Source organism: Sporolactobacillus pectinivorans, from assembly GCF_002802965.1.
GTDB lineage: Bacteria > Bacillota > Bacilli > Bacillales > Sporolactobacillaceae > Sporolactobacillus > Sporolactobacillus pectinivorans.
In genome coordinates, this window is the sequence record NZ_NXGA01000001.1 from 812849 (window position 1) to 825148 (window position 12300).

Annotated in this window: 12 protein-coding genes; all 12 read left to right on the forward strand. The window is 47.7% G+C overall.

Annotation, left to right across the window (positions count from 1 at the left end):
- Positions 1-2: 2 nt before the first annotated feature.
- The 12 genes from COP04_RS04180 (at position 3) to COP04_RS20105 (ending at position 12292) form a co-directional block, all read left to right on the forward strand.
- Positions 3-857 (forward strand): flagellar hook-basal body protein, encoded by an 855-nt coding sequence (locus tag COP04_RS04180; protein WP_100486834.1) that lies wholly within the window; start codon positions 3-5, stop codon positions 855-857.
- A 14-nt stretch (positions 858-871) separates the two neighbouring features.
- Entirely contained in the window at positions 872-1204 is a 333-nt protein-coding gene (locus tag COP04_RS04185) for a DNA-directed RNA polymerase subunit beta (protein WP_239984756.1), read from the forward strand.
- A 51-nt stretch (positions 1205-1255) separates the two neighbouring features.
- Positions 1256-1687 carry a 3-hydroxyacyl-ACP dehydratase FabZ gene (gene fabZ / locus COP04_RS04190; RefSeq protein WP_100486835.1) on the forward strand — a complete coding sequence of 144 codons (432 nt, stop codon included), beginning with the start codon at positions 1256-1258 and terminating at the stop codon, positions 1685-1687.
- Between the two features lie 359 nt (positions 1688-2046).
- Positions 2047-3300: an MFS transporter gene (locus COP04_RS04195; RefSeq protein WP_239984757.1), complete on the forward strand. Its 1254-nt coding sequence runs from the start codon at positions 2047-2049 to the stop codon at positions 3298-3300.
- Between the two features lie 152 nt (positions 3301-3452).
- A complete protein-coding gene (locus COP04_RS04200) occupies positions 3453-4223 on the forward strand; it encodes an IclR family transcriptional regulator (protein ID WP_162297074.1) in 771 nt (256 codons plus the stop codon).
- Between the two features lie 193 nt (positions 4224-4416).
- Positions 4417-5685 carry a Zn-dependent hydrolase gene (locus COP04_RS04205; protein WP_100486837.1) on the forward strand — a complete coding sequence of 423 codons (1269 nt, stop codon included), beginning with the start codon at positions 4417-4419 and terminating at the stop codon, positions 5683-5685.
- A complete protein-coding gene (locus COP04_RS04210; RefSeq protein WP_100486838.1) occupies positions 5682-6464 on the forward strand; it encodes a dihydroorotate dehydrogenase electron transfer subunit in 783 nt (260 codons plus the stop codon). Before COP04_RS04205 ends, COP04_RS04210 begins: the two co-directional genes overlap by 4 nt.
- Entirely contained in the window at positions 6464-6901 is a 438-nt protein-coding gene (locus tag COP04_RS20580; RefSeq protein ID WP_338062829.1) for a beta/alpha barrel domain-containing protein, read from the forward strand. The genes COP04_RS04210 and COP04_RS20580 overlap by 1 nt, the downstream gene beginning before the upstream one ends.
- Positions 6894-7241, forward strand: coding sequence for a nitronate monooxygenase (locus tag COP04_RS20585; RefSeq protein WP_338062830.1), 348 nt, complete (start codon positions 6894-6896; stop codon positions 7239-7241). Before COP04_RS20580 ends, COP04_RS20585 begins: the two co-directional genes overlap by 8 nt.
- Before the next feature lie 12 nt (positions 7242-7253).
- Positions 7254-8648, forward strand: a complete 1395-nt coding sequence (allB, locus tag COP04_RS04220) for an allantoinase AllB (protein ID WP_100486839.1) — start codon at positions 7254-7256, stop codon at positions 8646-8648.
- A 439-nt stretch (positions 8649-9087) separates the two neighbouring features.
- The gene (locus COP04_RS04225) at positions 9088-11271 is read left to right on the forward strand and encodes a glucosaminidase domain-containing protein (protein ID WP_100486840.1); all 2184 of its coding nucleotides are present in this window, start codon (positions 9088-9090) and stop codon (positions 11269-11271) included.
- A 685-nt stretch (positions 11272-11956) separates the two neighbouring features.
- The gene (locus COP04_RS20105; RefSeq protein ID WP_204988017.1) at positions 11957-12292 is read left to right on the forward strand and encodes a hypothetical protein; all 336 of its coding nucleotides are present in this window, start codon (positions 11957-11959) and stop codon (positions 12290-12292) included.
- Positions 12293-12300: the final 8 nt, after the last annotated feature.

Sequence of the window (12300 nt, forward strand, 5' to 3'; positions counted from 1 at the left end):
CAATGGAACGGCAAATGATGGCGACAGCAGTTACTATGGGACAGATCCAGCAGCAGCTGGCAACGGTTGCGGACAATATAGCTAACATCGATACGACCGGTTATAAGAGCCGTGACGCGGAATTCAGTGATCTGCTTTTTCAGAATATCAGGAATATGAATCCGAACGTCGATCAGACCGATCGCGCCAACCGGTTGACGCCGTCAGGCATTCGTTCAGGATCCGGTGCACGGGTAGGCGATACACAGATTAATATGTCAATGGGTACTCTGCAGCAAACCGGAAATCCGCTTGATCTTGCCCTAACAAATGACCACCAACTTTTCATGGTCGGCCTGACGGGCGCAAACGGCCAGATGACCACGGCTTATACACGTGCAGGCGCGTTCAATGCCCAGATCGATCCGCAGAATCCGAACCGGCTCCGGTTGATGACAAAAAGCGGCCAGCCTGTGCTGAACCAGAACGGTCAAGCAATTTATCTGCCCGCCGGCTACACAAATCTTCAGATCAGCGGCAATGGTACAATCACGGCTACAATGCCGAATGGCCGGTCGATTAACGCCGGCCGATTGGGCCGCGTGACCGTCAGCCGGCCGCAGCTTCTTGAGAGCCAGGGCAATGATCTGTATACGTTGCCGAACCTTGGTCCGCTCGGCGTCGGCCTGAATCAGGTGATACAACCGGTTGCGGCAGGCAACACTTCAGTCGTTCAGGGTGAACTGGAAAATTCAAACGTTGACCTGACTCAGGAAATGACTAACCTGATTAATCTGCAAAATGACTACCAGCTGAATGCCAAATCCATTACATTGAGCGATCAAATGTCGGGACTGGTCAACAGCCTGATCCAGTGACGGGTGTGCGGGGCATGATGGTGAATCATACAAACGCTGAAGATAAAACTAAAAATAGATTGGCCCAGATCGGGGAGACACGGGAATCCATCCGCCGCGCCGCGCGCGAAGCTAAGAAAGCGCAAAAGGGACAGCAGGAAGAGAAGCCGCCTTACAATCCCTTCTTTAACTATCACAAGCGGCGTTTTCCAATCTGGAAGCGCCTGATTTTGCTGATCGGTCTTTGCGTTTTTGCACTTGTCGCCGGAGCAATGTTTGGCTATGGAGCACTTGGCCATGGCAATCCGTTCGCTGTCTTTAATCCGGTGACTTGGCGGCACATTCTCGACTTTTTCAAAACTAATTAACTGAAAGGAGAGAAGTGTCCACTCCGAATGCAGAAGAGGGATACATAGCCCATGTTATCAATTGATGAAATAAAAAAAATACTGCCCCACCGCTATCCGTTCCTGCTTGTCGACCGCGTGCTTGAAGTCGAAGACGGGAAACGGGCGGTCGGCATTAAAAATGTTTCGGTCAATGAACCGTTTTTTACTGGACATTTTCCGGATTATCCGGTGATGCCCGGTGTGCTGATTGTTGAGGCACTTGCTCAAGTCAGCGGCATTGCTGTCCTTCATCAGGGGGCAGCCAAAAATATGCTGACGCTGTATGCTGGCATCGATAAATGCCGCTTTAAGCGGCAGGTGCGTCCGGGAGACCAACTCCGGCTCGAATCGGAAATTCTTCGCTTCCGTTCCGGTTTTGCCAAAGCCAAGGGCGTGGCGACCGTTGACGGTGAAGTCGCCTGCGAGGCTGAGATGATGTTTGCTTTGAAAGAAGCGGAGTAATAAGAAACAATAAAATCTGATGAGCTTACTTCTTCTCGCCGAATAATCAGTGGGTGAAGGAAGCTCTTTTTGCGCACTGGACCTCTTTTTCTTCACCCGTCAAAGCTTGCATTAGTACAGCAGTTAAAAAAGCTGTTGAAATAATGAACAAGCACTTTTTTTATCTGAACTTGGTTAAAAAGGTGTGGGATCTTAAAAAAGTGTGTAAGATTTTGTTACACATGCCCACAAAAATCTGAATAATGTGCTTATAATGAATTTGTTGATTTAAGTGACGCTTTGTTTTTAAACAAAAATGAAACGATGTTCCACTTACCGGAACATAAATCAGCAATATAAATAGAGGGGTAGCGTGAAGTATGTCGGAAACGGGTACACAGGAAAGTTTGGGGGGCATGTCCTTAAACGAGGATAACCAGGCGATCGGCAAATATCAGCATCAGACGGTGTGGGCCGCTTCGATCGGTTATGCCATGGATGGGCTGGATATGATGATGCTTTCATTCGTCTTGCCATTAATTATTACTTATTTCAGCATCAATCCAGCACAGGCCGGCAGCATCTCTACGATCACGTTAATGGGCGTCGTGGTCGGTGGTATCGCATTTGGTATCATGGCCGATGTTTATGGACGTGTTCGCGTGTTCACTTGGACTATTCTGATCTTTTCATTATTTACTGGGCTGTGTGCTTTCGCACCAAACCTGGCGACGTTCAACATTTTCCGGTTCCTGTCCGGGCTCGGACTTGGTGGTGAATTTGGCATCGGCATGACACTTGTCACTGAATCATGGCCAAAAAAGTTACGGACACGCGCCACGTCATATGTCGCGCTCGGCTATCAGGCCGGTACTATTCTGGCCACACTGTGCGCTGCATGGATTGCGCCGCACTTCGGCTGGCGCGGTGTCTTCCTGGTCGGCGTTGTTCCTGCACTTTTTGCCTGGTGGTCAAGACGCAGACTGAAAGAACCTGAGATGTGGCTGAATGTTAAAAAAGAAAAGAAAAACAAAGTGTCTGTTCTTGAACTGTTTCGTTCTCCTAAAATATCATTGACAACTATTGGTCTGATTCTAATCTGCAGTGTCCAGAACTTTGGTTATTTCGGAATTATGTCATGGATGCCAACTATGCTTGCAACACAGCATCATTATACTATTGCCGGAACGGTCTATTGGACCATCTCGACAATCGCTGGGATGGTAATCGGTATTTTGGTTTTTGGTATCCTTGCCGATAAGTGGGGCCGCAAACCGACTTATATTACTTTTCAGATCTGTGCTGCACTGATTGTCTGGATCTATTTCAAGATACCGAATCCGATCTTGCTTGTCGCTCTCGGATCAATCCTCGGTTTTTTTGTCAATGGTATGATGGGCGGCTACGGCGCGCTTCTGGCGGAACATTATAAGACGGAAGCAAGATCAACAGCCGAGAATATTATCTTTAATGTTGGCCGTTTCTTTGGCGGCTTCGGTCCGTTGATCATCGGATTCTTTGCACTCAATCATTCGTTGAGCGCGGCGCTTGGGATTATCTCATTCGTTTATATCCTTGCGGCGCTATCGATGCTGTTCCTTGTTCCGGAAACCAAGGGCAAAGAACTGGCCTGACAAGTGTTGCAGGTACTTCGGACTTGTACTTGAAGTTACGCATTAAAGTAGCAGAGGAAAATAACAAGTAAACAAGCCGTTTTTAAAGCTATTAAAAGCCTTTTATGGAGAAAGATTATTGTGTTCGCATTTGCAATGAGGGGGTTTCATCGATGGAATGGATGGACCGGTTTGTAAAGCTGATGGATACAATCAGCGACTGCCCTCCTTCGGGTATCGGGATTACGGAACTCTCCAAGGAGACACTGCTCAGCAAAGGCACTTTGCACCGGATGCTGCAGTGCATGCTGGACCATAAAATCGTCTTACAGAGTCATGAAACGAAAAAATATATGCTTGGACCGAAATCAATGAAGTGGGGCAGCACTTTTCTGCAAATGCAGGATCCTGTCGGGTTGCTCGCCCAATACTGCAACAGGCTTGGTGAAGAGACGGGTTTATATGCCTTCATTTGCCGGTTTCAAGGGGATGAAATTTTCTGTACCTACACACACCAGCCCTCCGAGATGCGCAATAGCTTCTTCGTTCATGTCGGTCAGCGCATGCCTCTACACTGCGCGGCTGCCGCCGAGATCATTCTCGCCTATCAGGCGGCTGATATTATTAAGACTATGATAGAAAAAGAGAAACTGACCGCCTATACTCCGTTCACCGTCACCGATGAAACGGAAATCGCTCGCAGATTACGATTGGCACGAGGTGCCCGGATCGCTTCTTGCATGCAGGAGCTTGAGCTTGGCCAATCTGCGCTCTCGGCTCCAATCTTCCATCAGCCCGATCAAACGGTCATCAGCATCAGTGTTGTCGGTGATCATCACGATATAGAGGCCAGGACAGAAGACTTAATCAAAGCACTGAAGAAAATATCCGCCGAGGCCAGCGAACACCTGATGTCAATGAATACATTAAGTTCGCTGATCTGACAGTGGAAATGGACTAACAACTAAAAATCGGCTGACTGCGGCAGGAGCCCAAAGGAATCAGGCAGAAAACCGTGAATGTTGGCCGTTTCTTAATTTAGAGGTTGCGGTCACGGATCGACCTTAGAAAACCCAGGTCTGATTAGAGTAAAAAATCATTGAACTTTCGGGGAATGAATTAAGGACGGCGAAACGAATGGTGAACATAAAGCGATTCAAACAAACATTTGACCATGTCAATGAGTATGGAAAAACAGATAAAGGGATGACCCGGCTCGCCTACAGTGAAGAAGAAAAAGGCGTGACTGACTATTTTATCAGCTGTTGCCGGGAAGCCGACCTGTCCGTCACGTTTGATGCGGCAGGGAACGTAATCGCGCGGCGTCCCGGGCTGGATCCTGAACTCTCGGCAGTCGGGCTCGGCTCGCACCTCGATACCGTTATTGAGGGTGGAAAATATGATGGTGTGACCGGTACGCTTGCCGCACTTGAAATTATTCGCGATCTGAATGACAAACACATACAGACCCGGCATCCGATCGTAATCTTTGCTTTTGCATGCGAGGAATCGGCACGTTTCGGTTTCTCTCAAATCGGCAGTAAAATTTTTGCCGGACTGATCGGAAAAAAAGAACTCGCACGTCTTACTGACAAAGAGGGAAAAGACATCCGTTCGATTCTTAATGAACGCGGGCTCGATTTCGACCGGATTGAAGAAGCCAGATGTCCCGCACCAAAATTGTCGGCCTTTCTCGAACTGCATATTGAACAGGGTCCGATGCTCGAATCCTATAACAAGGATGTTGGCGTGGTTACTGGCATCGCCGCACCGACCCGTTTCTCGATCTGTGTCAAGGGGCATGCCGCCCATTCCGGATCAACACCGATGAACCAGCGGCAGGATGCGCTGATCGGCGCGGCTGAAATTGCTCTTGAGCTTGAGAAAGCTGCCCGTCGGGAAATGGAACATGGAACCGTAGCTACGGTCGGCGACATCGAAATCGAGCCTGGGGCGATGAATGTCATCCCTGGGGAAACCCAGTTGAAAGTAGACATCCGCAGCATCTCCCGTTCGTCGAAGGACCGTGTCGTCCGGACGCTCTATGATACCGTTGACCGTTTGTATCAGACCCGCCATCTGAAAATCGAGACGACTATGTTGAGTGACGAAACACCGGTCCGGATGAATCCGAAAGTGATCGACTCTTTTGAAAACATCTGTGAGAAACAGGGGATAAACTATTTGACGATGCCCAGCGGCGCCGGCCATGACACGATGAACATGGCCGCGCTCTGTCCGGCCGGCATGATTTTTGTCCCGTCGGTCGGTGGGATCAGTCATCATCCTGATGAACACACGGCTATACCTCAGATTGAAAAGGGTATCAATGTTTTGGAACAGGCTGTTCTTCACTGGGCAGAACCAGTGGATATTCCGGTGCCTAGGGAGCAGATCATCCGATGAAATATCTTTGCGGTACAATACTGGCCAATCAGCAGGTCAGCAAACGTTACTGGCGGATCGCAACGGAAGTCTCAGGACTCGATGAACCTGTCCGGCCGGGGCAGTTTTTTCATGTCCGGTGTAGCGATAACCTGAAAAATATGTTGCGACGTCCATTCAGTATCTACAAATGGAATCCGTACAACCGGATTATTGAATTTCTTTACCTTGTAAAAGGTGAGGGGACAGCCGCGTTGACAGAAAAAAGACCGGGGCAGTTGCTTGACATGATCGGGCCACTCGGGCACGGATTTAGTCTCCCGCCTAATCAGGCCCCCATTTTACTTGCGGCAAGAGGAGTTGGTGTGGCTACTCTGAACGCACTTGCTCAGAAAGCTTTAGTAGAAAAACATAATGTTTTTGTACTGATCAGCGCTCGGACACGCGCCGATCTGCTGGCGGCATCTGATCTGGAGCGAGCCGGTGCAACCGTTTTGAACGTCACTGATGAGGAAGGAACGAGCTCCGTACCTCGGGTCGCTCGTCTGGCACAGGACTTAATCACGGAACAAAGCATTTCCGCTGCCTATACATGCGGTTCAAAAAGGCTAGCCAGACTGATACGAGAGCTGGCGGCGCAGAGCGGCATTAATGCCGAAATCGCAATCGAAGCGCACATGGCTTGCGGTATGGGAGATTGCTATGCCTGCGCCGGCAGGCTTCGTGATGGCGATCAGATCCGGACGGTACGGGTCTGCAGCGAAGGGCCTGTCTTTCCGATCCGGAAGGTGGTGCTTTAATGGTGAGCGAACCGGACTTATCCGTAAAAATCGGCAGCCTGGTTTTGAAAAATCCCGTCATGCCTGCCTCAGGGACATTCGGCCCGGAAATGGCCGCATTCATTGATTTTAACCGTCTTGGCGCAATCGTGCCGAAGAGTATTACAAAAGCCGCGCGTCCGGGGAACAAGATTCCGCGCGTTTGTGAAGTTGAGGGTGGGATGATCAATTCGATCGGTATTCAGAGCAAAGGTGTCGAAGCGTACATCAGGCATACACTGCCTGTCTACACGGACTTTGATGTGCCGCTGATTGCCAGCATCTCCGGAGAATCCGTTGGCGAGTTTGCGGAACTAGCCGAACGTCTCTCGAAAGACTCGCGGGTTGCAGCGCTGGAACTCAACATATCCTGTCCGAACCTACGCAACAACGGGCGCGGACGCGCTCACCGTGGCTAATACATTTCTGGCTATGTCGATCGATATCGAGACACGGAAACCGAAGATTGGAAACATTATGGGCGGTATTTCCGGCCCGGCCGTTAAACCACTTGTCGTCCGCCTGATTTTCCAGGTGCATCAAGCCACGAAATTGCCGATTATCGGCAGCGGCGGTGTGATGAACGGGCGTGACGCCATCGAAATGATTCTGGCCGGCGCAACTGCTGTGCAAGTTGGCACGGCGAATTTTATCAGTCCAACTGCGATGCCCGAAGCCATTGACGAAATACGCCGATACATGGTAAGCCATAATATAGAAACAATCGCCGAGCTGATCGGAAAAATAGAACTGGAATAGAGGGGTGCCAGCATGGAATGGGATTATGTCATAAAAAATGGAACCATCGTCACGCCCGGAGAGACGTATCAAGCCAATCTCTACATTAAAGACGGAAAAATTGCGGCAATTTCCGGCGAACCGCTCGAAGGAACCGCTAAGAAGGAAACGGATGCCGAGGGAAAATACATACTGCCTGGTCTGATTGATGTTCACGTGCACTCGCGCGACCCAGGCCCGACTTATAAGGAGGACTTCTTTACATCTACTCAGGCCGCTGCTGCCGGCGGAATCACCACCATCTTTGATATGCCGAATACAACGCCGCCGACAAGAGATATTGAAAGTTTCCATGCACAGGTCGCAAATCTGACACCAAAGGCCCATGTCGATTTCGGTCTCTGGGGCATTTGTCTTGGCCACATGAACAATAAGGATATTCCGGCATTAGCCGAAGCCGGTGTGATCGGCTTCAAATATTTTTGGGGCTACGCCATCAACAAAAAGACTTTTCAGCTGACTTATAATTACAAAGCCGGTATGGATGACGTCATTCCGCCATTCTCAGACGGAGAAGTTTATGAAATCTTCCAGAATATTGCCAAGACCGGGAAAGTTCTCGCTGTTCATGCCGAGGACAGCAGCCTGATCTTGAAGCTGACGGAAAAGGTGAAAGAAAACGGCGGCACCGATTATGATGCCTTGCTCGAAGGCCGGCCGAATCTTGCTGAAGAAGTGACGATACAGATGGGCCTGTCCTTCTCGCAAGCATCCGGTGCCCACCTGCATGTGCTGCACGTGACCACAGCCGAAGGCGTTGATGCGATTCAGCAAGCCAAAGCCAAGGGCTCGCCGGTCAGTGCCGAGACATGCCCGCACTATCTGTTTCTGAGCAATGAGGATTATCCGAAAATCGGGCCAGTGATGAAGATTTATCCGCCGGTCAAATATGAAAAGGACAAAAAGCGGCTCTGGCGGGGAATCAATGACGGAACGATCACGATCATCTCTTCAGATCACGCACCGCATACACCCGAAGAGAAGAACGGTGATCTTTGGTCTATTCCGGCTGGCATGCCCGGCACGGAAACAATGGTGCCGCTGATGTTGAATGCCGTTAACGAGGGCAGGATCACGCTGCAGAAACTGACCGCACTACTCTCTGAGAATCCGGCCAAACGTTTCGGCATCTATCCGCAAAAAGGTTCGCTTGAAGTTGGTACCGATGCCGACATCACGATAGTAGACATGAACAAAGAATCAATCATTAAAGCGGAAAACCTGCACAGCAAAAGCAAAATCACTGCCTATGACGGCTGGCACATCAAAGGCCTACCCGTCGAAACAATCGTCCGTGGTGAAACTGTCATGAAGAATGGCGAAATTGTTCATAAACCGCTGGGTCATGTAGTCAGACCCAAAAATTAAAAAACGAAAGCAGAGGTCATCGGGCTTTTGCTTCTATAATCAAAAACAGCCTCCGTTCCTTCACTTCGGAGGTTGTTTTTGGACCCGAAAGAAATCTTGCCGCTGTATTCTGCTTCAACCGCACCTGGGAAATATACGCCAAAGTAGCTCCGTTTTGATTAGTTATTTGAAATCTACTATATTCCCATATATTGGATTAAGAAAAAATTAATTTTCATCATTTACAATAAATTGTGATACTCAGTTTATGTGTGTTTTAATTGATCCTATTGAACTTTGGTTCAATCATTTGTTGTTAGCCCAAAAACGAATCATCCATTCCAATTAAACTAAAAGTCTAATGCTTCAAAGTCAGGCCGATTGAGTGGGCACAAGCTCACTATTGATCTACCACAACTTTTGAATAGTCGCACGGGACTGATCAAAGGAGATTAGATCAATGTCAGAAAAACAAAGAAAAGAAAACAGATCAGTAAAGATGGGAAAATGGGGAAAACCACTGCTGATTCTATCAGCACTAACATCATTATCAGTTCCAAGTGTTCACGTCGCGCTGGCCGATAACGGCGAATCTGTGAGTCAGACCTCGTCAACAGGCAGCCCAACCGGGAAGACTTCATCAAATGTGGACGGTTCAGATAATCCTTCACAGCAGCCGACAAATGTTGGGCAAACAAGCACAACAGGCCCCTCAGTTCAGAATAATACTTCATCGGATACCGGCACACTCGGAGACACTCTTCCTTCGATAGCCACTTCATCATCTTCATCCATAACGAGCACAAGCTCTGCTTCCACTCCAAAATTGGGCAACACGGCTAATGTGCAGAATAACGAGCAGCCGATCGAGCCGAATAAAGTCACGAATAATGTCGGAAGCAGTACAAAAACAGTCAGCCAGAGTGTGGTGCAGAAGGCCAGTGTTAAAACGGTCCAATCACCTCAGACCAATTACACAGCAGTGCAGAATATGGTAGATTCGAGCAGTACAAATGATGTTACTGGGCAATTTATCTCTGAAATAGGCAGCGAGGCTCAGGAAATCGCTTCTGAAAATGATCTTTACGCCTCTGTTATGATCGCTCAGGCTATTCTTGAGAGTGCCTCCGGGCAAAGCGGCCTTACGCAGGAAGCAGACAACCTGTTTGGTATTAAGGGAACGTACAATGGTCAATATGTCACGATGAACACATATGAAGATGAGGGCGGAAATACGGTAGAAGTTGAGGCTCAGTTCAGGAAATATCCCTCTCTGTCCGCTTCCATGCAGGACTATGCCAATCTTCTGAAAAACGGCTTATCCTCGAACCCTGATTATTATGCAAAGGTCTGGAAGTCAAACGCGCCGACCTATCAGGATGCAGCGCAGGCGCTGCAGGGGACCTATGCCACCGATACGACTTATGCGTCAAGTCTGGATCAGTTGATTTCGGAATATGATCTGACAAAATACGACAGTGGAAAAGCCGTCCAGGACCCGGCAGGTTCTACCCAATCAGATAAGGTTCCGTCTGCTACTGTTGCAGTTGGTTCAACAGTAGCAACAAACGGTATCCTCTACGCGTCATCAGATGCTAGCAGTTCGGTCAAAACGAATTTGTCCACGGTAAAAGTCAGTAAGATCTATCCCTTGGCGATCAACAAATATCAGGTAACAAACAACGGAACAGTGGTCGGCTATCTGCGCACATTGTCTACTGCAAGTTCAGAAAAAACGCCAACAACCGCGGGCAGTCCTACTGCTGCATCTCAGCCTTCATCGGGTTCAGTGGGATCCACGGTTAAAACGAATGGTATCCTCTACGCATCATCAGACGCTGACAGTTCGGTCAGAACCAGTCTGACCACGGTAACAATCAGCAAAATTTATCCTTCGGCAACCAACAAATATCAAGTAATGAACAATGGAACGGTAGTCGGTTATCTGCGCACATTGTCTACTGCAAGTTCAGAAAAAACGCCAACAACCGCGGGCAGTCCTACTGCTGCATCTCAGCCTTCATCGGGTTCAGTGGGATCCACAGTTAAAACGAATGGTATCCTCTACGCATCATCAGATGCTAGCGGTTCGGTCAAAACGAGCCTGACAACGGTAACAATCAGCAAGATTTATCCTTCGGCAACCAATAAATATCAAGTAATGAACAATGGAACGGTAGTTGGCTATCTGCGCACATTATCAACAGCAAGTTCAGGCAACAGTACATCCGGTTCTACGGTTAACTCTTCCGCCATATCGGTAGGATCAACAGTTAACACGAATGGAGTGATCTACCTGTCCTCAGATGCAGCTGCTCCGCTGATCACGAGCCTAACGAAAGCTCAGGTCAGCAAGATCTATCCTTCTGCAAAAAATAAATATCAGGTCGAAGTCAATGGCGTCGTTGTCGGTTACCTTCGTTTTGCATCGGCAGTGTCGGCTTCAAAAAACAGTTCACCAGATCCAGCCAGTGAATCTGTGGGTTCCACAATAAATACCAACGGCATTCTCTATGTTTCATCGACTGATGCAACTTATGTAAAAACGAGTCTGACCACGGTAACAATCAGCAAGATCTATCCTTCTGCAACCAATAAATATCAAGTTGAAGTAAATGGGACAATCGTGGGATATTTACGGTGAACCATTCTAGAACGACTAAGAACTGAGCTGGACAGTACCTTATCGCTTGACGGAGCCTAAGCGGGCTATTAAAATTTTAGTTGTGTAATCATTAAACACATTGGATTACTGTATTATATAGTACATGCAGTTTGTGCGCTATCATGAGAGGAGATTTGATTTTAAATCATGGCTGCCGTTTCTTTAAAGAGCAACACAGGACTGGAACATAATACATCTTCCTGAATATCATCCTAAGGGCCACCTCCATGTTTGTTAGGACAAGGCTCAGGTATTTGCCGGCATCAAATCAATTGCCTTCATAACAAGCATAAATGTCTTGAAGTTCATTCAGCTTTTGAATAGCCGGGATAGCGGCTTTTTCTGAATTTTTTCATCAAAATCCTCCTAAGTTATAAAAGCGACAGCCACCAAACTTTATGAGACTATCCCTTGTCGCACCTCTGTGCGACAAAAATTGTGATTAATCGAGATCAACTACTCACTAACTTGGTGATAAAAAGAGATCAATATCGACAATTAGACCTATCGAACTCTACACGGCATTGTAGCATGTAATTTGGTAACAGAGTGGTAACAGATTGACAAATGCACTATTTGGATGGGTAAGTGCTTTTTTGGAACACCAATCGACGTTTGTTGTTTCTCATTGTGAAGGTATGTGCTTTATTGGTGTGTGCTTTCTGTGATGAGTTCTTTGAGCCTTGTCTTGAATTTTTCCTGTTTTGTGGCATTGAGATTATGCTCCAACTTCTTCGACGTTCCTTTATACGCTGCAAGGATTGTCTACATTCCATTCAATTTGGTGTATTTAAAAATATGGAATGAAGATATTTTTGGTGGAATCAGTAATGGAGTCATCGATGATTTTGAAGCGAAGTATATAAAGCATTTAATAGGGATGTATTTATTACAAATGAGGCCGGAATATTCTTATGTCGCCTATGCCAAGCGCGCAAAAAATCCGGATCAGAAAATCAAATTTCCGATCCGGATCTGTATGGCTGGCCTGCTTTTTTAAGAATCGTT

Bases quoted from the DNA above. Each gene is read 5' to 3' on its own strand.
- COP04_RS04210 (WP_100486838.1), top strand. From the start codon at position 5,682: ATGAAATATCTTTGCGGTACAATACTGGCCAATCAGCAGGTCAGCAAA.
- allB (WP_100486839.1), top strand. From the start codon at position 7,254: ATGGAATGGGATTATGTCATAAAAAATGGAACCATCGTCACGCCCGGA.
- COP04_RS04225 (WP_100486840.1), top strand. From the start codon at position 9,088: ATGTCAGAAAAACAAAGAAAAGAAAACAGATCAGTAAAGATGGGAAAA.
- COP04_RS04195 (WP_239984757.1), top strand. From the start codon at position 2,047: ATGTCGGAAACGGGTACACAGGAAAGTTTGGGGGGCATGTCCTTAAAC.
- COP04_RS20580 (WP_338062829.1), top strand. From the start codon at position 6,464: ATGGTGAGCGAACCGGACTTATCCGTAAAAATCGGCAGCCTGGTTTTG.
- COP04_RS04180 (WP_100486834.1), top strand. From the start codon at position 3: ATGGAACGGCAAATGATGGCGACAGCAGTTACTATGGGACAGATCCAG.
- COP04_RS04200 (WP_162297074.1), top strand. From the start codon at position 3,453: ATGGAATGGATGGACCGGTTTGTAAAGCTGATGGATACAATCAGCGAC.
- COP04_RS04185 (WP_239984756.1), top strand. From the start codon at position 872: ATGATGGTGAATCATACAAACGCTGAAGATAAAACTAAAAATAGATTG.
- fabZ (WP_100486835.1), top strand. From the start codon at position 1,256: ATGTTATCAATTGATGAAATAAAAAAAATACTGCCCCACCGCTATCCG.
- COP04_RS04205 (WP_100486837.1), top strand. From the start codon at position 4,417: ATGGTGAACATAAAGCGATTCAAACAAACATTTGACCATGTCAATGAG.